This window comes from Pseudomonadota bacterium, from assembly GCA_023229365.1.
Lineage (GTDB): Bacteria > Myxococcota_A > Polyangia > JAAYKL01 > JAAYKL01 > JALNZK01.
Genome location: JALNZK010000002.1, coordinates 204,228 through 225,378, shown reverse-complemented (window position 1 = coordinate 225,378; position 21,151 = coordinate 204,228). Strand labels below are relative to the sequence as shown.

The following is a 21,151-nucleotide window of genomic DNA, read 5'->3' as shown; positions in this document are numbered from 1 at the left end:
TAAAATCCCTACATGGTTGATCCTAATGATATTACAAAATACAATTTATCCAACAAACAATTAGAGGAACATCTTGTTTTTTGGATATGTGTAGCGGGCAAAAAAGCCTCTACAATTTCTGTTGCTCTCGAAAAATTCTGGACGGGCACTCTTGGCAATCCTTTCGAGGTATTGCGAAAACTTGGGCAAAAAAGAATTGCCAACAAGTTAAAAAAATGTGGCATTGGTTGTTTTAATCAAAAAGCCAAGACTTTGTATTTATTGGCTCGTAGCAATCTCAATCTCCGTACTTGTACCGTAGATGATTTAGAGAGTGTTTGGGGATTGGGAAGAAAAACTTCTCGATGCTTTATTATGCACAGCAGGAAAGATGCTGATTGTGCTGGTTTGGATGTGCATATCTTAAAATTTTTACAGGATTTGGGAATGAATGTGCCCAATGCTACACCAGGAAGTAAAAAAAAGTACAAGGAAATAGAGGCAAGTTTCCTCAGATTGTGCAAACTGGTTGACAAACCCCCGGCAAAACTCGATTTGTTAATCTGGAGAGTTTATTCGCAGCACACGCATTTGAAGAAAAAATTGGTCTTTTATTTAAAAAGTAAATGTGGTAAACTATCGGCATGAAAGGTAGAAAATAATGAGTGAAAAATATTTGGCGTGTCAAATCATCAAAGAAACCAGCAGCATGCGAGTTGTAATGGGCAAACTAATGGATGGCACATCCTTTAGCATAAATGTGCCCTATTGGGACGTTGTGGCTGTGAAGGATAGCCCTATCCAGGCAGGATGGTTGTTAGTAACAGTGTTGGGAGAAGATTTAGAAAACAACAAATCAACGGTTAGGCTTTCTGCTCCCGATTTGAAACTAGGGCACAACGTATGCGTATCCAATGCGGATTTGAGACAAGTAATGGATATTAACCCCACTTATTGACAATGTGGTTTCTTTGGCTCTTGTATTATTTGGTGTGTATGGTGGCAATGGGATTTTTTACCTATTGTCTTTTCGTCGTTTCTTGCTTATCTTTTATGGCAAGCGATAAAGGATATATTACCGCAAAAGAATGGGCAGTCATCATCCTTCTTTGGTTTTTGACATTCTCATCTGCGGCTGGGACGATTTGTTGTTTTGTTTTGGCAATTAGATCAGTTCTGTAGGAAGCATGATGCAGATTAAAGACACGGTTAAGATGAAAATGGTGCGTTCTTCAGGGTATAACTATACCTTCCATAAAGAAAATGGATTGTTTGTAAGATGGGGCACTAACTTAGATGATGATCCTGCTTTTTCGCCCTATGGTCCAGAAATTTTAGATTTGGAGATTTCTTCTGGCAAGTGCAAAAGCGGCTGCAAATTCTGTTATAAGCGAAACGGCCCCAATGAAGAAGAAGTCAATATGACTTTCGAGCAGTTCAAAATTATTTTGGACAAAATGCCGAAAGTCCTCACGCAAATTGCTTTTGGGTTATGCGATATGCATAGCAATCCTGACTTCTTTAAAATGGCAATGTATGCTAGAAGCAAAGGAATAATTCCCAATTTTACCACATCAGGACAAGATGTAACGCCTGTGGTTGCTGAGCTTGCCGGTAGACTTTGTGGAGCCTTAGCTGTTAGCATTGTGAATAAAGAAAAAAGCTATGATGCTATAAAATTATTCACTGATGAAATTGGCAAACCTGGAAACACACTTAATGCAGTAAACATTCACTTCATGTTGTCAGAAGAAACATGGGAAAAAGCATTTAATATTATTGATGATGTTGCTTCTGATCCTCGGCTTAAAAAAGTCAATGCCATAGTTTATCTGCAATATAAGCCCAAGGGTCATAATACTGACGCATTTCATCCTATTTCAACAGTCAAAAAATACAAAAAGTTAATTGCTTACTCCAAAGACAAGGGTGTTGGTGCGGGGTTCGATTCCTGTTCCGCCCCTTTGTTTTTCAAAACTGTAGAAGGACAAGCTGATGAAGAACAAATGCTTATCCTGGCTGAGCCGTGTGAATCGGGGCTCTTTTCCTCATATATCAATTGTGAAGGGAAATATTTTGCTTGCTCTTTCTGCGAAGGCGAAAAAGGATGGGAAGAAGGTCTTGATGTATTAAATTGTCAAGACTTTCTCAAAGATGTGTGGTTTGCCAAAAAGGCCATTCAATGGCGAGCAACAATTACAACATCCTCTTGTGGTTGTAATTGTAAATTTGTTAAACAATGCAGATCATGTCCGGTATTTAATGTAACAGCATGTAAGGATAGTCAAAATGTGGAGATTTAGTCTTTTGGCTCTTGTGCTATTAGTTGGTTGCAAATCGGGTAGCGTTTCGCCATCAATAACCGAAGACTCGATGTGCGAAGGCAAATTAGAAAAAATACAGTGTGTGCCTGAGGATAACTCAGTCACAGCAGTGTTTTTTTATTTTGATGATGGCCGCATTACCAAACTACGTTGTTATTACAATATTCCCATTAATTTAAAATTAGGGGTTGTAAACAAAATTTACTATCATCCAAAATATTTAACCATCACCCATACTTCGATAGGAGATGGGGTGGAAACAAAAATGAAAGTGGAGAAACAAAAATGAAATTACGAATGGGGTTTGTATCCAATAGCTCTACGAGCAGTTTTTGCATTTATGGTGCCAGGGTAGACAAAAAAGATTTGCCCGAGGATGATGATGTCTACGCAGCAGCGGAAGAAGCTGGGCTTGAATGTTATCGACCATATGATAATTATTATGTCGGATTATGTTGGGCAGATATTGGTGGCGATGAAACAGGAAATCAATTTAAAGCCCGTGTCGAAGCCCTTATAGAAAACTTATGCGGTAAAAAAGTTGCATGTGCAACTCATATAGACGCTTGGTATAATGGTTAAACAAGGATAATTAAAATGAAATTACGAATGGGATTTGTGTCTAACAGTTCAACCAGCAGTTTTTGTATTTATGGTGCAGCCATAGATTGCGATGTTTTGGAGGCTATGTTTCTGAACAAGGATCAGGAAGAAAATTACGACGAAGATGATTATGGTGATGAGCTTTATGAAATTTTGGAAAAGAAAACTCAAGAATTAGGACTAGAATATCACCATCCTGATAGTGACTGGCCTTGTTATATTGGAAAGTCTTGGAGCGACGTGGACGATAATGAAACAGGTAGACAATTCAAAGATCGTGTAGAAGCCCTTGTGGAAAAAATGTGCGGCAAGAAAGTTGAATGTGAAACTCATCAAGAAGCCTATCACGATTAGGAGAATATCATGAAATTTAGAACAGGATTTGTGTCCAACAGCAGTACGACAAGTTTTTTGGTTATTACTACCCCAACTAGCCACGCAGCGGCACTTGAAAAACTTGGCGAATTAAAAGCCAAGGCAATGTCAGGCTATAGTGGCTTGAAAAAAAGAAAAGTATTGGGACAAGATGCCATTGTACTCAATTACATTTCTGGCGAGGGTGGCGATGAGTGGATAGCTGATATGTTTAAAGCAAAAGCTTTACAGGCAGCATTTGATGCATCTGAAAAGCTTGAATTCGCTGAAGATATCACATATTTTGCTGGCGAGCTAATCGGGGAGTATATCAGTAAAGTTCGCAAACAAAAGGATACATACTATCAGGAAGAAGATTATTAATGAAAATTAGAACAGGCTTTGTGTCTAATTCAAGCTCAGCAAGTTTTACGATCATCTGGCAGATATTATCCGATAAGGAATATCTGCCAGATGAGGCTGTAAAATCGCTGTTTGAGTGGGATGGCAGAGACGAAATGGTGAAAGAAATTCAAAAGAACACCAAGTTATTGGATGCTAAAAACACTTTTGAAACTGAATTTTACACCATTATGTTCAATGATTTTCGTGATTTTGGCGAAGACGCCGCCGCTTTGTTGTTCAGTTTGTATGGTCGAAATTTAACAGATCGCTGTAGCCCAGAAACAGTGATTTTGAAATCACAAATAAGGTCGGAAGGAGGCTGGTAATGAGTATTTATGACGTTTTAGTTCTTTTGTTTATTGCCTTTCTAGTTGGTTGGGCAGTTTGGGATTATAAGCGAAGAAGGGCTCAAAAACAATTTATATCCCTGTTGGTGTTGGCACCAATTCTAATCTCCCTGGCCAGTTTGCTTTTTGGGATGTGGGGTTGCCATAAAATCAGGAACACTATTGATAAGTTTTTTGGAAAAACAGTGACAAAAACTGAGGTTGTTGTCACTGTAGATAGTGGTAATGTTATCAAGTTAAAAGCTGGAATACGTGATCGTTCACGGCGAACCAAAAATTGTACGCTTTGGGGAATATCCATACCGGCAGAGGTGGAAAAAGAAGCAAAAGTTAATTTGGAACAATTAATTTCTGCTGATGATGAAATTCGTGTGGAAATTAAAGAAGGTGCTGAAGGGTGGGTAGAGGATAAATTTGGAGATATTTCAGGATTGCCATATTCTAAGAGTGGCGAGAATTGTTGTTTGGAACAATTGAAAGCTGGATTGGCCAAAGTCTCTGTGGAGAAAGATAATAACGCACTCTTAGCAGCCCAAAAAGAAGCCCAAAAAGCACACAGAGGTATTTGGGCAAAAAAGAAAACTAAGGAAACAGAAGAAGGGGGTGCTAAATGACGATGCTCCAAGGCGTAGGAATCGTATCATTGGTTATTTGTTTGGTTACTACCTATCTTTGGTGGTATTTTAAACAAAAACAAAAGCAGGACAAGGATTTTATTGTAACCCTAACAGTATTATCGGGTTGTGCTGTCCTTCTGTTGCCTGTTATAGCTGTTGCAACTGGTGTTTGTACGCTGATTGCTTTTTATTGGCAAGCGAAAGGGGGCTGAGCCGCATATATAGTGTATAACCTGACATGGTATGCAATCCCGAACTAATAAAGAGCCCAGATTTGCTATTTAGCAATGGGCAAGGGCCAGGAGGGAAAAGCACTGTGTCGAACAAGGGAATTAAACACTGGCCCTTATTTTTTGAAAATACAAAGCCATTCCTTGGGATGGCTTTTTTTTTATGAGGTGAATTATGGGTTGGGTATCTATTGTCAATCTAGTTCTTACAATCGCTGGCTGGTGCTGGTCATTTGTAAAATTCGTTTATCCTTATGCCAGAAAATCCTTTCCATACATTTTCTGCTTCATCTTGGGGTGGGCCGCTTGTTCTAATCGCATTTTTAGCAGACACAAAGAAGAAACACTTATTGGCACAGAAGCAGTTGTGAGTGTAGAGGGAGGCAATCATCTAACTGTGAGGGCTGGATTGTTTGGCCGTAGAGAAAGTGATTTGTATCTCTATGGTCTCGAAATACCTCCTACAGTTGGCAAACAGGCTCAAGAAAATCTTTCTAAAATTGTTTCTCCCAATGATGATGTGCGAGTCGAAGTCCTTGAAAGCTGGGGAAGGTATGCTGGTATTGTCTATGCTGAAAACGGTAACAATTGCTGCATAGAACAATTGCGAGCAGGATTGGCAAAAACCACGGTAAATCGAAAAGATTTTGCCGCTGCTCAAAAAGAAGCTCAGAAAAACCACAGGGGGGTTTGGAAGTAAGTCCTTTTGTGTCAATATGTTGCGGAAGTGTTTTCCGAGCAACTATTGACAATTGGGCGGAATGTATTACATTGAATATTGGGTGAAATAGGTTCCGCTGCTCTACCCCAGAGTTGCGGATATTTTTTTGGAGAAAACCATGAAACGTTTTTGCTTGATTGTGCTTTGTGTATTTGCGGTGGGTTGCGACCAGGATTGGAGACTTCCTTGCCAGAAAATGCAGACGACGCATGATCCGCCCCCTGCAACCAAATGTGTTGCTCCGGTGGAAAAATCTTCCAATCAAAAGTTGGAGGATGTGGTCCAATTGATTAAAAAATTGGAAATTGATCGAGAAACACTCATACGTACTTTTGAAGCCAAAGGTTTTAAATCCATTGAAGACCTTGGCAAAGACGAAGTAGCCAGATACTTGGCCAGCGAGTTACATCAAGTAGATGTTTGTATTAAGAAGGCCAAGAAAGAGGCAGAATATTTGCGACATGTGGTAAATCAAGATGTTTTTGAAGCACATCGCAAGGCGAGAGAGGATGAGGTAAAGAAGTTTATCGACGCACCTACTTTGCCCGAAGAAGGCATTGCCAGATCGTTGAGCCAGCAAGAGGCTGCCGAGATTGCTGTCAAGGATATTGAAAAATGGCACAAAAAAATTGATGGCGAAATAAAACAGCGAGCCAAGGAAACTCCCCGTGTGGAGTTGCCAAAACTTCAGCCTATCAAGCCAAAGCCTATAAAGGCGGTGGTTCAGCAAAGAGACGTTTGGGCAGAGTGGTGGAAAAACTACGTTCAGAAACATCGATCTCATTCTTGTGATTGCACAGTATATTGCTGCCAATCTCACAATGAGTTCTGGTCATATTGTTATGCTGCCGTTCACGAAATGTTTCCAAATGAAAAAGTATACACTCGTAATGGTGGCGGTTATCAGGTAGTATTCACACATCCAATTGCTATTTACTCATCATCCTCTGGGTGGGGGTTTATTCCCAATGCCTATCATGGGGCTTGGTGTCAGTATCATTCCCGATATACGCCACAAAACCCCCAAATAACAATAATCTATAACCATGATATAGCAAAGGAGAGTTTCCGATCCAGTAAATTGCGATAATTTACTATATAAAATATGGATTTTAAACAATGGATGGGAATGAAAACACCGTCATTTCGCACAGTAGGGGGCAAAAGTCGATTACGCAATTGGTTGCTTGCCCATTTCCCTAAAGAAGGAAGAATTTATGTAGAGCCTTTTGCTGGGCGGGGTAATGTGTTTTTCAAAGCCAAGCAGGAATTAGATTTCCAAGAATGGCATATCAATGACTTGCGGGGAAACTTTTTCAACTCTCTTTTAGCCGCTGACTTGGAAAAACTCCCTAAATCTATTACGTCTAAAAAAAGTTTTCAGCATTGGCAAAAACAAGCAGAGAAAGAAAACCCTCTTGGTGTTGTTTTGGAGCCTGAAATTACATGGGGTGGAAAAGGTTGGTCGGCTGGTGCTAATTTGGGGTATGAAGCTCCAGAAGGCAAAATGGGGTCACATCCACCTTTTACTAGAGACAAATATATTCCCCGTGCTGCAATGGCAAAGGAATTGCTGTCTGCTCAGGGCGTGAAAATTACCTCTCTTCATTGGCAAAATCTTCCCTGGACTACCTATGGTCCCAAAGATTTTGTTTATCTTGATCCGCCCTATCACGAAACATCGGATGAGTATTATGGACAAATCGATCATTCTGTGTTATTATTGATGTTAAAGAGTGTGTCTTTCAGATGGGCTCTTAGTGGTTATGAAACGGACCTTTATGCCAAAGAGCTAAAAGGCTACAAAAAATTGTCAATTGGCAGGGGTGCGGAACTAAAGGGTGCTGCTACTCGTAAAAAAACAGTAGTAACTGAAAATCTTTGGATGAATTATTGACCATGCGTGGTAAAATAATTGCTTTTTTTGTTTTATGTATTGGCGTCATATTAGGTATAGCATTTTTAATAGATCACAATAGCAGCCCTGCTATTGTGAGACCGCCGCTACCACAAAAACAATGTGTTTTTGCTTCAGGCAGAATCGAAGGAAAAACGGAGAACACATATTTGTGTGTCCTAATCTCCGGGCAGATAAAAAGCATTCCTGTTCGGGAAAATCAATTAGTAAAAAAAGGAGATGTTTTACTAGAAATAGATGCCAGACAATATTTTTTCGAGAAAGAGTTGGCTATAGTTCAGGAATTAGCAAACAAAGGATTGTTACAGGCTAAAGAGGCACAACTAAAGTTGGCAAAGTTGAATTTGGAAAGAGGGATTATATTAAACAAGAAGAAAGTATTGTCTGAAGAGGGTATGGACATATTAAAATGTTCCTACGATTCTTTGAGGGCAGAGATTGATGTTGCCAAGTCACAAATAGAAATATCAAAATCCCAAATACAATTGGCACAAATAAAATTAGACCACACAAAAATAGAAGCACCAATAGATGGCAAAATTCTAAAAATAGATGCCAGAATTGGAGAAATTGCCACCTCTCAAATGCCATTAATTATAATGGCAGATATTTCAGAATTACGAGTCAGGGCTTATGTTGATGAACTTGATGCCTCTTTAATAAAAGTAGGACAATCTGCTAAAATTACATTTGATAATTTCCAACCAATAAAAGCAATTGTAACTCAGGCAGCACCTTTTTTAGGAAGAAAGGTATTATTTTCTGATATGCCCTCTGAAAAAACAGATACAAAGACCAGAGAATTTTGGCTCTCTTTAAAAAATTGTAATTTACTTCCCGGCCAACGAGTAGATGTAATGGTAGATTTATGAATAAATATGCTCATTTTGCAGAAATAGCCAAACAAAATAATCGTCGTCTTCGGGCTTGTGGCCGCAAAAAAAGATACACCACTGAAGAAGCGGCTATTTGCAAAAATCAGACAGTTTACAAGTGTAAATACTGCGGAGGGTATCACCGCTCTGCCTCTTTAAATACGCTTATCAACGTATGTAGGAAGCTCAATGAACACAAGCAAAGCAAACGACAACAGATTTAAAAAAATATGGAAAGCATCTGGTGCGATTGGTCCAAAGACCAATAAAATAGAATTGCCCGGTGCAGAAAATTTTTCTAAATACTTGGAACAAAAGTATGGCTTCACTATTTCTGTGGAGGGAATCGATCCCAAAGATGGGGCGAAAATATATTTGGTAAAGCGATATAACAAAATCATTGGAATATACAGCGTATATGAACCAAGACCAGGAGAAACTGATTTTGTGCGTGACTTTGAAGGCAGGCTTCCTGGTTATGTAAACGACGTACTTGCCAGAAGAAATAAAAAACTGCCCAAGTATCTTTTGCCATTTGCCGACAAGGCCAGAAAAAAACCGCCAGTTGATAGCGTATCATTAACGTGGGCTAATGAAAAATGGCGAGTCTGTGGAGGTTTTGAAGAAGCTTTGGGGCAATACTGGTATAGGCATGATCGGCATGAAGTCATTCCGTTTCCATAGGATCACACCCCCCTTTCATACGGCAATTTTTCCGCTATGGGTAGTTTACAACCCCGTTTTCTGAAGTATAATGGGGGTGGTTAAAGAAGCCTTTTACGGAGAAAAATCATGCTTGAGCTTGAAGCTGCTGCCTATTCGGCAGATGTGGGTGAAACAATAGACCCATCCAGTCTGTCTTTCAAAACGGCTAAGAAAACCAAATCGTTGCAGGCAAAGCCCATGAGGGCATTGCTCACTGATCCCAGGGTAATCACCAAGTTTCTCTTGGATACTCTGGAAGGCACTCAGATGCTCAAGGCTAATTCTATGGTCTGCCTTGGACCCTGTAATGATGTGTGGCAGCAAGATAATGCCACTCTCCACAAGTCTTATGTTCCGACCCATGTTGACGAAGAGGGGTGGACGACCTTTGAGCCCAAGCCTGAGGCTATTCGAGACGCCTGTTATATTGAGTTGAATGAGACGGGCGAATTCTACATCAAGGCATTGTGGGGCGACCGCCAAGCTGATGGCTCATTCCGTCAAACAGGGCACAGTGGCGATTACATTGTGCGTAACCGAGATAACCCCGATGACGTTTGGATCGTCAAAGGCTCAGTATGGAACCGAACCTACGAGTTTACCAATGAAGAGTAGAAAAGCATTTACGTTAGTTGAATTGTTGGTAGTAATTACTATTGCTGGCATTTTGCTTGCGTTGTTGGTGCCGGTCATTTTTGCTGTCATCAATGGAAAATCAAAAGAGCCATCCATTACACATATGCCTGTTGCTCCTGTGTCTCGATCTGTTATAGATAGTCCGAAGAGTGGGGAAGCAATTCCCATAACTATTCACGGAATGAAGTATACAATCATTTACAATGGACCCGATGACGTAGAAATCTACCGCCAAAAGGAGTGCGAAGATGCGACAAATAGCTCAACGAATAGAAAGGCTGTTGAGAAATGATTTCCTCTCACATGTAGAGGCTTTGACGGATGAGGGGCAAGAAAGTTTTGAAGATCGACAATTAATTCTTCAAAGGACACAAGTTCTTGTGACAGAAGGACATGTTTATTCGACCGCAAGACAAATCGCTGTTGAAGAATGGCTGGTAAACTTTTTGAACGACAACTGTGTGAAGATGTAACTCTTTTTTGAAAGGGCATATATGCCAAAGAAGAACGAGCCTACTAAGGCTGAGGCGATTCGGGCTGTTCTTACAAAACACCCGGATTTTAACGCCAAGCAAGCAGTGGCTGCATTGGCGAAAAGTGGTGTTGAAATCAATGCCGCTAATTTCTATGACACTAAAAGCCGCATGACGGAACAGGGTCTAGTTCCTGGTGTCAAGAAATCCAAAAGGAAGGTCAAGCGTTCATGTCGCAAGATTTCCAAGCCCGAATCGACCATTTCTGAATCTGTGGAGTTGGAATTGGCACGACGGGAAATTCAAAAATTACGTGCAGTAATCGCAACCCTACTCTAAGGAGACTCCTGTGGAGAAAAAGAAAGCCAGACGCAAGAATCGTCTCGACAAGCTCCAAATTTGGAAGGTTTGTCAACTAGGTCGATTCGGGGGATTTGCACACCGATTCATTGCTTCGCTTGTATTCGACAAGCCTTTGAAAAGGGTTACACCAAATGACACAAGGTGTATTTCCTCATGTTTGCAACGAAACGGCATCAAAGTAATGGATTGGCGTTCCGGTTTGACAGCACAGGCTGAAAACTATGCTCAATCCCACATTACTCCCAAGAAACGGCAACTGAAACTCTTGGCAGCTTAGTATTTGGCTCACCAACCCTCCACGTTGCCATGCTTCGTGGAGGGTGTTTTTTTATCATAAAACAATGTATAATCAATGTTCGTTAGAAAAGAAAATAGATGAAACTTCCTCCCGGCATCAAATTGCTTGGATTCCCTCAAAATTTGCTATCAAAGGCATGATTCTGAAAATCAGGGATGGGGCCGGGGATTGGGAGGATGGTTGGCTTGTAACCGGAGTGGGAACTTCTTGCGAAGATAGTGATTTAGTAGAACACCATCGGGTACACAGGGATCATCGCAAAGCTTCTGATGTGCCTAAAGGAACTTTCAAAACATGAAATTGAAAAATCTATATTTGGCAAAATTATGTAACATCCCAATTAAAACCAGCATTTTTTGGTGGTGCTTTTTCGGGCCAATGCTGCTTATTCCTCTTTTTTGCGGGAGTTTTCTTGAATCATTTGCCGTCTTGTGTATGTTGCTCCTTGTGTTCATTTGTATTACCGCTCACGAACTCGGACACTCCCTAGTGGCACAGCATTTTGGCTTCCGCACCACCAAAATTGTGTGGTATCCATTTGGTGCCGCCGCTTATATCGACGGCGATTGGGGCAAAAACCCAAATCAAGAATTGTTAATTGCCATTACTGGGCCTTTTATTTCGTTGGTGCTGGGTCTAATTTTACTATATTTTGATGATTCTGATTTTGGTTTAGGAAAGCTCAATTTGATGTGGGCCGCTTTTAATCTTTTCGTTCCTGTGTTTCCGCTTGATGGTGGTAGAGTCATAAGATCGAGCTTAGCTCGTTGGCTACCGCTGGAAAAAGCCACGAAAATTTCTTTTATTGGCAGTTGTGTGACTTCTGCTCTCTTTAGTTTATTTGCTGTTTATGTTGGTTGGTATATGATGGCTGTAATTGTGCCTTTCATCGCTATAGCTGGCGGTGGTGCTGAATATTCTCAATTGAAAATCAATGAGCTAGAGAAAGAATTAGAAAGAGAAAAGGCATTGGCACAGCGTGGTAAAGATTTGATAGAAAAGTGGCGGCGAGAAGATTTGGCAGATGAAATGAACAAGTTATTGTTCAGATTGGCAGAGTTGCATGTAAACCTGGAAAGGGCTTGCGATGAAAATACTTGTCACTAGTGGTGGAACCAAGGTTCCCATTGATGCTGTACGGGATATTACCAATATGTCCAAAGGGACTTTTGGGGCAAAAATTTGTCGGGCATTTCTCGATAGAACCGATCACGATATCGAAGTGTGGTATTTAGGCTCCCAGGATGGTTGTCGTCCATTCAAAATAGATGTGGATTTTACCTCGGATGCAGAACAGTTTCATATGCATCCTGACGATCAAAGATCAATCAATAGGTTTTGGGACTTTTATTTTTGGTGTCAAAAAGTTCGTCATCGCTGCCATCAAGTGTATTATCGCAACTATGATGAATATTCCCTGAAATTGGAAATGATTATCAGGGACCAAAAGCCCGACATTGTGGTTCTGGCAGCGGCTGTTAGTGATTACTTGGTATCCAATCCCACAGAAGGCAAAGTACGGTCAAGCGATGCTTTATCCATTCAGCTTGCTCCTGCCGAGAAACTGATTAGTAAAATCAAGCGATGGCATCCAGGCTGTAAACTGGTAGGATTCAAACTGTTGGTCAACAGCACCAGTAATGAGTTGTTTCAAGCCGCTTGTAGAAGCATTGAAACCAATGGTTGTGATTTGGTGGTGGCCAATGATTTGCGTGACATCAAAAACAACGATCACACGTTGCGACTTGTCCGCTGGAATAAAAGTGACAAGAGTTTCATTACCTCTGAATATCATTCTGGGTCTTTGCATTATTTGCCCAGTGTAGTTGTTGCCGAGTCATTGGCGTTACTCAAGGCGGAAAAATGTGGTTATTAATTAGTATGATGTGGTGCCATTATTTGTTTGATTTCCTAGCACAATCCAATTGGATGGCGACGAACAAACACCATTTATACATCCCTTTGGGAGTTCATTGTTTCATTTATAGTGTGGGCATGACATTTTGGGCCAGTTTCTTTTGGTCCGCATCGATTGCATTCTATTTTTGCATAACTTTTCTATTGCATTTTTTACTGGATTTTTCTTCAAGTCGTCTGACATCCTGGGCATGGAGAAAGCATGGTCCTTGTAGGCTTTTTTTCAATATCATTGGCTTCGATCAATTCGCCCATTTTTGTTGTTTACTAGCAACATTTGAAATTGTGGGGATACAAAAATGACATTTCTTGCTATTTTGTTTGCAATATTGTTCGTTGCTGCCGTGATCGGCAATTTTCTGCAAACTATTTTTTGGTCACGGTTGTGCAAAGAATACAAAAAAATCTGTGATGACGATGTTGAAACCATCAAGCTTCTAACTGCGGAACTAAAAAAATGGAGTAAGCTACCAATGCCAACTCCCATAGAAGATTATCCAGAAATTCCTTTTGATTTAGGTGGTGGATATGGCCTTCCAGGCAGAGGAGATGAATAATGAATAAACCAAACATTCTCTTAGGGATCACTGGTTCGGTTGCTACAGTTTTGGTAAAGAAAATGTGCCAACAACTTTCGGAAATTGGCAATGTCGAAATTGTTTCCACTGAATCGGCAATGCATTTTATCGACAAAGAAGATATTACTGGGTTCGATCTGTTAAATTGCAGATTGTGGAGAGACATCGATGAATGGCAATGGAGCCGACCTGCTCCACAGCCGCCACCGTCGCAGGCTGCGGCAATATCCGATGTATGGAAGAAAGATGACCCAGTTGTTCACATCAATCTACGTGACTGGGCTGATGTTTTTGTAATCGCCCCCTTGTCGGCTAATACTTTGGCCAAAATGGCGAATGGTCTTTGCGACAATCTTTTGACCAGCGTTTTTCGAGCTTGGGATTGGGCGAAACCAGTGATTGTTGCTCCCGCTATGAATACTCGTATGTGGGAGAGTCCATTTACCGAAGATCATTTATTCAAACTTGTCAAATTATTTGGGGATCAATTCCAAGTTATTCCTCCTCAGAAAAAGATGTTGGCATGTGGGGATGAGGGCAAAGGGGCAATGGCTGATATTTCACTCATTGTGGAAAAACTAAAATGGCTTATGAAGTGGCAATTCCCCATTGAACATTGTCCTGGTATTCCCATCAATTACCATCCTGGGGCTTTTGCATTCCCTCGCCGCCAATCCAATCATACTGGAGTCGATTTGTATACACCCCGATTTTATGTATCAGAGGTTCATCATCATATTCGGTCAAGAGAAAATTGCACTATTGCCCATGCGGTAGAATCTGGCAGAGTGGTAGCCACTGAGCATTTTACTGGCGAGCAGGATGAATCTCCCTGGTGGAATAACACTGATTGCCTTTTGGTTGAAGGCCGATCAGGAGTGGTTTGTTATGGTGAAATTAAGCCATATACGTTTTCGGTTGGGGACATCATTGTAAGAGGACAACCCCTTGGCGAAGTGATTCCGGTGCTAAAAGAAGGCAAAGAACGACCTGACATCCCAGGTCATAGTAGAGCAATGCTGCATATTGAGCTTTACAAACACGGCACAAAATCTGCCTCTAAGTCTTGGAAGCTAGGACAACCGAAGCATGATTATATTGCCGACCCCACGCCCTTTTTGTGCGAATCTATCAATGCTCCCAAAGAACGATTAGTTTGGGACAATCCAGAGAAAAAGCTATGATTGATCTATTGTCTATTAGTCCACAAATGGCACAGATTGCTGAAATAATACTTTTGCAATCAGGTCCACTTACCGAATTTGGTGAGTTGGAACAAGGCGACCAGATTGTTGTTGAATCATTTAAACTTGATATTGATAAGATTGAAATAATTGTCAGTTATGGCGATGAAATAAAGCAATTTACACTCAAAGTTTGGAGAGCATCATGACGGCACTCATCATTGACGAAAGTATAGAAGCCAAAATCAAAACTCTGATAGAGTTTGCGGAAGCACATCCCATGCCTTTAGAGGCATTAGTGAAAATACTGGAAGGCACAATGGATGCCCCCGGAAATGTTGGTTTCGACATTGAAATTCCAATGGGCTTTCGAGTTGTTTTCACTATTGAGCAGCAGCCATTTGGTTGGTGCAAACACATGTCGATTTCTGTCGAGAGTTCTAATCCAGAACATATGCCAAATTTTGCCGCCGTACAGATGCTTTTGGATAATTTCGGGATGATCTCTTTAAAAACCGCTTTGGAGAATGGCTTCGTTTATTTAGAAGAAACCATTTCTCCAAAAGCGGTAAATATTATAAGTCCTTATCCAGAATTTCAAACAAGTTGAGTCTGGCTATTCCTTAGTTGGCGTTGTCACTGGTGCTGGTGCAGGTTTTGCTGGCACTGGTGCTGGCACTGGTGCAGGCTTTGGTGCAGGCTTTGGTGCTGGCACTGGTGCAGGCTTTGGTGCTGGTTTTGGTGCTGGCGTTGGCACTGGCATCGGCTTTGGTGCTGGTTTCATTTTTCTTTTGCTGACCATGATTTTCCTTTATTGGTTGGACAACTTATCTATTTTTCTCAACCAAAAATTTTTCACTTGACACAAACTACTTTATTATTTATAAATATTGTTTTTACAAGGAAACACACAAGACAAAAATGGATAATGAATCGAATTTATTCGGTAACATGGAAGTTGCCGAAGAGCCTCCTGGTAAATGGAATGATTGGAAGTGGCAGCTTAGGAACAGGATACAATCAGTAGGAGATGCTGCAAAAAAAGGATTGCCAATTTCTCAAGAGGCCAGTCAAACATTTCCTTTCTCTATTACGCCTTATTATCTCTCTCTCATCGAGCAATACAACTCATCTGATCCTATCTATAGGATGTGTGTTCCTGATATAGCTGAGTTATCGGGAGATTGCTGCGTAGATGATCCTCTCCAAGAAGACCAACAAATGCCGGTGCCTCATCTTGTGCATCGTTATAGAGATAGGGCACTCATTATTTGCACAGCCCAATGCAGTGTTTACTGTCGTTATTGCACCAGAAAAAGAACAGTTGGTAGTCCTTTCTATTGCAATCTAACCGATGGTGAAGTGGCTGATATTAAAGAGTATCTTAAAAATCACCCTGAGATAACTGATGTGATTCTTTCTGGTGGCGATCCATTGCTATTAGACAGATATGACATACGATTTATTCTCAGTCAAGTCAGGGCTGTTGAATCGGTTCAAATCATCAGGATCGGCACCAAAGTTCCAGTAGTTTTACCAATGAGAATTGATGACGAATTGGTGGAAACGCTCAAGGATTTCCAACCAGTTTTTGTGAACACTCATTTCAATCATCCTCGGGAAATCACGGCCCAGTCCCAAGCAGCTTGTGCAAAACTCATCGACAATGGTATCCCTGTCAATAATCAATCCGTTTTATTGAAAGGCGTGAATGACGATAAGTTTATTCAGGAAGAATTGTGCCGCAAACTTGTCAGAATGCGGGTAAGACCTTATTACTTATTTCAATGTGATATAGTGAATGGTGCCAATCACTTTCGAACAAAGGTCGCCAAGGGCATTGAGATTATGGAGCATCTAAGAGGCAGATTATCTGGTTTGGCCATCCCTCAATATGTGATAGACACTCCTGGTGGTAAAATTCCAATATTGCCAACTTATTTGATCTCTCAAACCCCAGAGAAGGTTATTTTAAGAAATTTCGAAGGAAAGATTATGGAATATCCAGAAATATAACTCCTTTATTAAAAAGGAGATTATATGAACGGTTTATTTGTTATTTATCTGGATATCGGAACCTTGGCACCCACTCAAGCTGAAGCTTTTGTTGATAAAACAAAAAAAGATCATGGCGATTTGTTTAAAAAATTGCAAGATGATGGTTATGAGGTGATGGTATTGCCTACTCGACCTAATTCAGAAACAAGAGTGGAGATGATTTCGTTAAAAGACCCTCCCACATATGGCTTGGGTCAAATTTCACTTGATTCTGAGTGATCGAGCCATCCCCGGTTGGCCTGTGAAGTTTACGCATTTAACCTATCTCTTTTTATTTCTCTTATCAACACTGCTAATCGAAGCATTTCTTCATATGTAAAATGGTCGCTTCTGGTTCTGTTGCAATGACAACAGCAAGGCACCACATTGTCTAATATATAGCCTTTGCTGTTGTCCTTGCGGTCGAGACCAGTTCCTGTTTCATTTAACGACTCATAACAATAGTGGCACTTCATCTTGCGTAATTCTGTGTATTCTTCTTCGCTTATGTTCCATTCTAATTTTCTTCGTTTAGCAATATGTTTACAGGCAGCAAATTGTCCTTTTGTTGTTCGCATTCTGGCGTGGCTCAATTTTGCTCTGCAAATTTTACAAATATATTCATGCTTTCTGCTATATTCTGTGCTGCCGAAACAATCTAAAGGTTTCGTTTCTTTACATTGATTGCATTGACGACTAAGACCGTCTCTTATTTTTCTGGTTCCAATCCATTTACATTTTTTTGAACAATATTTTGTTTGTTCTAACAAACATGGCAAAACCTCAATTTCTTTGTCGCAAATTTCACATCTAACAATTGTTTTTTCTTTTTTAGTAGAATCATGGGCACATTGCTTTGAGCAAAAAATTCGGATAGACATTTCACTTGGTCTGCGGACCTTGTATGTCTTTCCACACTGGGGACAAATCTTTGTAATTTTTTGATTATGTATTTCTGTTGAGTTCATACATATATTTATGCTTGTGTTATCAAAAATCTATAGAATCTTTTATAATTACTTCGTGCCCTTGTTTTTTTAGAATTTTAATTCTTTTTTTAGAATGATCTTCAAGATATTCATTTATGTGAAAATAGAAGTCATGGTAATATAATACATCCTTATCGTCAGCAGGACGCAATCCTCTTCCTATTCTCTGAATAATTTGATGATCTGCTTGTCCTCCTTGGGCATTCAAAAAATTGTGACAAAAAACATTGATACCGGCTGAAAATATACCACTTGTGGCAATCGCCACACATTCCTTTGCAAACATCAATTCACGAATTACGTGTTTACGAGTTTCTAGATTGTCTTTGCCTTGCACCCACAAAGAGCCTGGAATTATGTTGTTTAATATATCTCCATGAGCCAATCTTTCTACCAGGATCAACGTCCTGCCTTTGAGAGTTTTTACCAATCTCTCAATAATATGATGAAAATCATAATTTTCAGCAATGCCTCTGGTGACGGCATCGAGGTAAATATCATAAGGCAACATCGGCTCTCGAATGGGCCAAAAAACCGCTTTGCATGATACAAGCATACCCTTTTGTTGAGCTTCTTTGACCGTAAGTTTTCCGTCTTTGGCAGAAGCTATTTGAATGGGAGGCCCAAAGTATCCTTTGGTAAGCCATTTCTGTTTGGAGTCTTTACCATCGTATTTAAAAGGCGTTCCAGATATACCAACCCGGACACTACATCCTGTTAATTTATTGTAGATTTTACGGGTGCCTGCCGTCATCATTTCGTGAATTTCATCAACAAGCAAAACTTTAATTTGGGGTAACAACTTGCCTAATTTGCCCGCTGATTGCCAAGTAGCACAGGTAATAAAATTAGGGTCTTTATATTTGTCATATAGTCTACCAATATCAGGCACACCCCAGTTCTTTAAGTCCGAATAGTGTTGGTCAGATAAGCCCCGTCGATTTGACAAAATTAAAGTTGGACAATGTTTGGGTAGACATTTAACTAATGAGATCAAGATGGCTGTTTTGCCGGTGCCAGTAGGAGCAACCACTAATCCCCTAAAATGCTTCAACACTCCATTTACTACATCTGGTTGAAAGTCCCGCAAAGTATAATCTTTTTGTTGTTCCTCTGTGGTGACACTGGCGTTGTATTCGGTGAGCCAATAGTTAAGAAACTGGTCATTGATTGTGGGCACTCGCCATTGAATCATCTTACGATTATCAATGATTTCATATTTGACTTTCAATTTATTCATAACCAACAGTATCTCTGGCAGAATGCCTGTCAGGAATTTGCCGGTCTCTTTAGAATAAAAATTATGAAAACCATCCCACTTCTTTTGTTTATACAAACGACTATGAAAATAGTCACGATCCCTAAATCTTAGTTTTGACCAAAGAAGTAGATTTAGGTGGTCGTCTTGTGTTATTAAACGGGAATAATGATTTTCTAAAACTAATTGATTCATCAATTTTATTGTAGCTTATTATGACAAGCAATGCAATATATATTTACATGGCAGACCCTAAAATGAATTGGTTTGACTGGCACACTTGGTTATACTTGGCCTGCGGTCTTGTTGGGCTTATATTTGCGTTTATTATTATAATCCCTATTTGGATTGCGGCACAAATCATGCGGCTTATTGATAAAATTAAACAGTAGCAGCTTGACCACTTGCCAACCAATCAACAAATTGCTGAACAGTGATCCCTTTTTTAGATTGTAAGAATTGGTGTGGATTACGTTCGCCAAGATACTCTTTGACATTTCCATTATCCAACATGCTATCAATCAGGTCTTGGTCTAAAGTATCCATAGTTAGTACCAAATTATCTTCCTGCTGATGGCTATCGAGGGTGGGAAATAAAGAAACCAATATGGTTTTTTTGAGATTTTCTATACTACGTGTTTCAAGCCAAATGGAAAATTTCATCTTTTTTTATATGCTCCCCAATATTTTCTTAGTGATAGCTCTACAGCATCTCGATGTTCTGGCGGGATACGTTCCCCAGTTTTATCTATTTTGTCCAGAGGTGGGTTTTTTATGCGTGATTTCAAAGCCGCTGCAAAGCGTGCAGGATTGACACCAGCAGGAATTAAACCCCTGTCATTTAGATCAGAAATTAAATCATCAAATCTGCTCATATCTAGATCAGGTGCAGTATACTTTAAATTAAGTAAAGCTTTTTCTATATCGTCGTTAAACTGCGATTCTAACCAAATAGAGAATTTCATACTTTATTATATAGAGGTAAATTATGATTAAATTAGTAGAAAAAGTATGGGGAAACGAAGTGTGGTTGGTAAACAGAGAATATTGTGGTAAATTTCTCAATCTTAAAAAGGGGTTTAAATGTTCTCTACATTGTCATCATATCAAGGATGAAACTTTTATAATTATGGATGGCAAAGTCCTAATGGAGGTAGATGGACAGATAAGAACGATGGGGCCTATGGACATACAGACAATCGAGCCGCACCAAAAACATCGTTTTACAGGCTTGGAAGATTCTAAAATATTAGAAATATCCACACATCACGAAGATTCTGATAGTTATCGGGAAGAAGAAAGTGGTCCTGCATAGCTATATATTCTTATGACATTTCGTGAATGGCTTACTTACCCAGAACCGGGTAATTGGGTGTTTGTGCTTCAAAATATACCTGCGGGTGCCAGGGGAGCTATTTCCTTGCCCAAAGGAACATATCTTGTAATGCCTTCAGAAGATAGAGATTCTTACAATTTGAAAAACAAACGCACAGATAGAATTTATCAAGTTTATGTTGATGATTTTGACAATATGGTAAAAGAGAAAGTTGTGAGAGCCGCCGAATGAAAAATACCTTTAAATGCTGGATTGAATCAAAAGATATTTTTGGGTTTGAAAGAGAACTCTATGCTGATCCTAAGCCAGAAAAACTTGAAAAACCAGTCAAAGAATTTAGTCTTACTCGATTGATGACCAGTCTTGGACAATATCCTTTGGGAGTCAAAGAACCCAATATCAGATTTATCAATGAAATTCAATGGGGACAAGACCCAGGAGCCATAAGGGTAAGAATTGGAAACAAGCTTTGTGTTATGGTCGAAAGGCTCAATATAGACTTACAAGGCATGAAACGATGGGGTTGTAAAAGGTTTTATCAAATTCCTCAAGATGGCTCAGGCGGTCAAGAAGAATCAGTATCTCAAGAAATTATGGAAGTTATCAAACAAGTTGATATGGAACCACTTGATTCAGCCAATCATGACTATAAAGATTTAGAAGAATTAGCAGCCTCTATGAGTAATATGTTAAAAAAGACATCCAATTCATTGTTTATTTTCGAAGGAACTAGAAAAAATGATGAAGATGAATATATCATCCGTTTTTCAGTTCGAGGAATGGGACAAGGGTGGAGACAACAAAGACGCATAGAAGAAAATCATACAAGGCTAAATTATAACAAAGATCACGGCGTCATTAAATTAAGTAATTTTAATATTTATTCTCCGCAAAAAGGGCGTGAATGGCAACAATCACAACAGGATTTAGAGTTATATTTCTTCCCAAGCCAGCCGATGGAGGAAGTTGTTGAATGCATTTCTAACTGGATGTATTGGTATTAA

The 21,151-nt window shown here is 39.8% G+C and carries 36 protein-coding genes; 32 read left to right on the top strand and 4 right to left on the bottom strand.

Annotated features, from left to right (window positions below; genetic code table 11):
- Window positions 1–12: 12 nt before the first annotated feature.
- The 29 genes from M0R80_02560 (at window position 13) to M0R80_02420 (ending at window position 16,804) form a co-directional block, all read left to right on the top strand.
- Window positions 13–627 (top strand): hypothetical protein, encoded by a 615-nt coding sequence (locus tag M0R80_02560; GenBank protein ID MCK9458511.1) that lies wholly within the window; start codon window positions 13–15, stop codon window positions 625–627.
- 13 nt (window positions 628–640) lie between these two features.
- The gene (locus M0R80_02555) at window positions 641–937 is read left to right on the top strand and encodes a hypothetical protein (protein MCK9458510.1); all 297 of its coding nucleotides are present in this window, start codon (window positions 641–643) and stop codon (window positions 935–937) included.
- Window positions 938–1,166: 229 nt separating this feature from the next.
- Window positions 1,167–2,282, top strand: a complete 1,116-nt coding sequence (locus M0R80_02550; GenBank protein MCK9458509.1) for a radical SAM protein — start codon at window positions 1,167–1,169, stop codon at window positions 2,280–2,282.
- Window positions 2,269–2,592 (top strand): hypothetical protein, encoded by a 324-nt coding sequence (locus tag M0R80_02545; GenBank protein MCK9458508.1) that lies wholly within the window; start codon window positions 2,269–2,271, stop codon window positions 2,590–2,592. The genes M0R80_02550 and M0R80_02545 overlap by 14 nt, the downstream gene beginning before the upstream one ends.
- Window positions 2,589–2,885, top strand: coding sequence for a hypothetical protein (locus M0R80_02540; GenBank protein MCK9458507.1), 297 nt, complete (start codon window positions 2,589–2,591; stop codon window positions 2,883–2,885). The genes M0R80_02545 and M0R80_02540 overlap by 4 nt, the downstream gene beginning before the upstream one ends.
- Window positions 2,886–2,900: 15 nt before the next feature.
- Window positions 2,901–3,260 carry a hypothetical protein gene (locus tag M0R80_02535; GenBank protein MCK9458506.1) on the top strand — a complete coding sequence of 120 codons (360 nt, stop codon included), beginning with the start codon at window positions 2,901–2,903 and terminating at the stop codon, window positions 3,258–3,260.
- A 9-nt stretch (window positions 3,261–3,269) separates the two neighbouring features.
- The gene (locus tag M0R80_02530) at window positions 3,270–3,644 is read left to right on the top strand and encodes a hypothetical protein (protein MCK9458505.1); all 375 of its coding nucleotides are present in this window, start codon (window positions 3,270–3,272) and stop codon (window positions 3,642–3,644) included.
- Window positions 3,644–3,991: a hypothetical protein gene (locus tag M0R80_02525; protein ID MCK9458504.1), complete on the top strand. Its 348-nt coding sequence runs from the start codon at window positions 3,644–3,646 to the stop codon at window positions 3,989–3,991. The genes M0R80_02530 and M0R80_02525 overlap by 1 nt, the downstream gene beginning before the upstream one ends.
- The gene (locus M0R80_02520) at window positions 3,991–4,626 is read left to right on the top strand and encodes a thermonuclease family protein (protein ID MCK9458503.1); all 636 of its coding nucleotides are present in this window, start codon (window positions 3,991–3,993) and stop codon (window positions 4,624–4,626) included. Before M0R80_02525 ends, M0R80_02520 begins: the two co-directional genes overlap by 1 nt.
- Window positions 4,623–4,841: a hypothetical protein gene (locus tag M0R80_02515; protein MCK9458502.1), complete on the top strand. Its 219-nt coding sequence runs from the start codon at window positions 4,623–4,625 to the stop codon at window positions 4,839–4,841. The genes M0R80_02520 and M0R80_02515 overlap by 4 nt, the downstream gene beginning before the upstream one ends.
- A gap of 193 nt (window positions 4,842–5,034) precedes the next feature.
- Window positions 5,035–5,559, top strand: a complete 525-nt coding sequence (locus M0R80_02510; GenBank protein ID MCK9458501.1) for a thermonuclease family protein — start codon at window positions 5,035–5,037, stop codon at window positions 5,557–5,559.
- A gap of 139 nt (window positions 5,560–5,698) precedes the next feature.
- Window positions 5,699–6,670: a hypothetical protein gene (locus M0R80_02505; GenBank protein ID MCK9458500.1), complete on the top strand. Its 972-nt coding sequence runs from the start codon at window positions 5,699–5,701 to the stop codon at window positions 6,668–6,670.
- 15 nt (window positions 6,671–6,685) lie between these two features.
- Entirely contained in the window at window positions 6,686–7,477 is a 792-nt protein-coding gene (locus tag M0R80_02500) for a DNA adenine methylase (protein ID MCK9458499.1), read from the top strand.
- Window positions 7,462–8,370: an efflux RND transporter periplasmic adaptor subunit gene (locus M0R80_02495; GenBank protein MCK9458498.1), complete on the top strand. Its 909-nt coding sequence runs from the start codon at window positions 7,462–7,464 to the stop codon at window positions 8,368–8,370. Before M0R80_02500 ends, M0R80_02495 begins: the two co-directional genes overlap by 16 nt.
- A 192-nt stretch (window positions 8,371–8,562) precedes the next feature.
- Window positions 8,563–9,057: a hypothetical protein gene (locus M0R80_02490; protein MCK9458497.1), complete on the top strand. Its 495-nt coding sequence runs from the start codon at window positions 8,563–8,565 to the stop codon at window positions 9,055–9,057.
- A 108-nt stretch (window positions 9,058–9,165) separates the two neighbouring features.
- The gene (locus M0R80_02485) at window positions 9,166–9,693 is read left to right on the top strand and encodes a hypothetical protein (protein MCK9458496.1); all 528 of its coding nucleotides are present in this window, start codon (window positions 9,166–9,168) and stop codon (window positions 9,691–9,693) included.
- Window positions 9,683–10,006, top strand: a complete 324-nt coding sequence (locus M0R80_02480) for a type II secretion system GspH family protein (GenBank protein ID MCK9458495.1) — start codon at window positions 9,683–9,685, stop codon at window positions 10,004–10,006. Before M0R80_02485 ends, M0R80_02480 begins: the two co-directional genes overlap by 11 nt.
- Before the next feature lie 202 nt (window positions 10,007–10,208).
- Complete coding sequence (locus tag M0R80_02475) at window positions 10,209–10,526, top strand: hypothetical protein (GenBank protein ID MCK9458494.1); 318 nt, start codon at window positions 10,209–10,211, stop codon at window positions 10,524–10,526.
- A gap of 10 nt (window positions 10,527–10,536) precedes the next feature.
- Entirely contained in the window at window positions 10,537–10,827 is a 291-nt protein-coding gene (locus M0R80_02470; protein MCK9458493.1) for a hypothetical protein, read from the top strand.
- Between the two features lie 64 nt (window positions 10,828–10,891).
- Entirely contained in the window at window positions 10,892–11,146 is a 255-nt protein-coding gene (locus tag M0R80_02465) for a hypothetical protein (protein ID MCK9458492.1), read from the top strand.
- Window positions 11,143–11,955 (top strand): site-2 protease family protein, encoded by an 813-nt coding sequence (locus tag M0R80_02460; GenBank protein ID MCK9458491.1) that lies wholly within the window; start codon window positions 11,143–11,145, stop codon window positions 11,953–11,955. The genes M0R80_02465 and M0R80_02460 overlap by 4 nt, the downstream gene beginning before the upstream one ends.
- Complete coding sequence (locus tag M0R80_02455; GenBank protein MCK9458490.1) at window positions 11,936–12,724, top strand: hypothetical protein; 789 nt, start codon at window positions 11,936–11,938, stop codon at window positions 12,722–12,724. The genes M0R80_02460 and M0R80_02455 overlap by 20 nt, the downstream gene beginning before the upstream one ends.
- A gap of 340 nt (window positions 12,725–13,064) precedes the next feature.
- Entirely contained in the window at window positions 13,065–13,322 is a 258-nt protein-coding gene (locus M0R80_02450) for a hypothetical protein (GenBank protein MCK9458489.1), read from the top strand.
- Window positions 13,322–14,527, top strand: a complete 1,206-nt coding sequence (locus tag M0R80_02445; protein ID MCK9458488.1) for a hypothetical protein — start codon at window positions 13,322–13,324, stop codon at window positions 14,525–14,527. Before M0R80_02450 ends, M0R80_02445 begins: the two co-directional genes overlap by 1 nt.
- Window positions 14,528–14,553: 26 nt before the next feature.
- A complete protein-coding gene (locus tag M0R80_02440; GenBank protein MCK9458487.1) occupies window positions 14,554–14,736 on the top strand; it encodes a hypothetical protein in 183 nt (60 codons plus the stop codon).
- Entirely contained in the window at window positions 14,733–15,137 is a 405-nt protein-coding gene (locus M0R80_02435; protein MCK9458486.1) for a hypothetical protein, read from the top strand. Before M0R80_02440 ends, M0R80_02435 begins: the two co-directional genes overlap by 4 nt.
- A gap of 17 nt (window positions 15,138–15,154) precedes the next feature.
- On the top strand, window positions 15,155–15,325 hold the full coding sequence (locus tag M0R80_02430) for a hypothetical protein (protein ID MCK9458485.1): 171 nt from the start codon (window positions 15,155–15,157) through the stop codon (window positions 15,323–15,325).
- A 123-nt stretch (window positions 15,326–15,448) separates the two neighbouring features.
- A complete protein-coding gene (locus M0R80_02425; GenBank protein MCK9458484.1) occupies window positions 15,449–16,543 on the top strand; it encodes a KamA family radical SAM protein in 1,095 nt (364 codons plus the stop codon).
- 24 nt (window positions 16,544–16,567) lie between these two features.
- Window positions 16,568–16,804, top strand: coding sequence for a hypothetical protein (locus M0R80_02420; GenBank protein MCK9458483.1), 237 nt, complete (start codon window positions 16,568–16,570; stop codon window positions 16,802–16,804).
- Window positions 16,805–16,833: 29 nt separating this feature from the next.
- Here M0R80_02420 and M0R80_02415 read toward each other — a convergent pair whose 3' ends face one another.
- The 4 genes from M0R80_02415 to M0R80_02400 form a co-directional block, all read right to left on the bottom strand.
- Complete coding sequence (locus tag M0R80_02415) at window positions 16,834–17,532, bottom strand: hypothetical protein (protein ID MCK9458482.1); 699 nt, start codon at window positions 17,530–17,532, stop codon at window positions 16,834–16,836.
- A 22-nt stretch (window positions 17,533–17,554) separates the two neighbouring features.
- Window positions 17,555–19,006: a DEAD/DEAH box helicase family protein gene (locus M0R80_02410; GenBank protein ID MCK9458481.1), complete on the bottom strand. Its 1,452-nt coding sequence runs from the start codon at window positions 19,004–19,006 to the stop codon at window positions 17,555–17,557.
- A 186-nt stretch (window positions 19,007–19,192) separates the two neighbouring features.
- Window positions 19,193–19,474: a hypothetical protein gene (locus M0R80_02405; GenBank protein ID MCK9458480.1), complete on the bottom strand. Its 282-nt coding sequence runs from the start codon at window positions 19,472–19,474 to the stop codon at window positions 19,193–19,195.
- Entirely contained in the window at window positions 19,471–19,776 is a 306-nt protein-coding gene (locus tag M0R80_02400; protein MCK9458479.1) for a hypothetical protein, read from the bottom strand. The genes M0R80_02405 and M0R80_02400 overlap by 4 nt, the downstream gene beginning before the upstream one ends.
- A gap of 23 nt (window positions 19,777–19,799) precedes the next feature.
- On the opposite strand from M0R80_02400, the gene M0R80_02395 reads away from it, so the two are divergent.
- From M0R80_02395 to M0R80_02385, 3 genes are read left to right on the top strand one after another with little or no spacing between them, the layout of a single operon-like run.
- The gene (locus M0R80_02395) at window positions 19,800–20,126 is read left to right on the top strand and encodes a cupin domain-containing protein (protein MCK9458478.1); all 327 of its coding nucleotides are present in this window, start codon (window positions 19,800–19,802) and stop codon (window positions 20,124–20,126) included.
- A 12-nt stretch (window positions 20,127–20,138) separates the two neighbouring features.
- Window positions 20,139–20,378, top strand: a complete 240-nt coding sequence (locus M0R80_02390; GenBank protein MCK9458477.1) for a hypothetical protein — start codon at window positions 20,139–20,141, stop codon at window positions 20,376–20,378.
- Complete coding sequence (locus M0R80_02385; protein ID MCK9458476.1) at window positions 20,375–21,151, top strand: hypothetical protein; 777 nt, start codon at window positions 20,375–20,377, stop codon at window positions 21,149–21,151. Before M0R80_02390 ends, M0R80_02385 begins: the two co-directional genes overlap by 4 nt.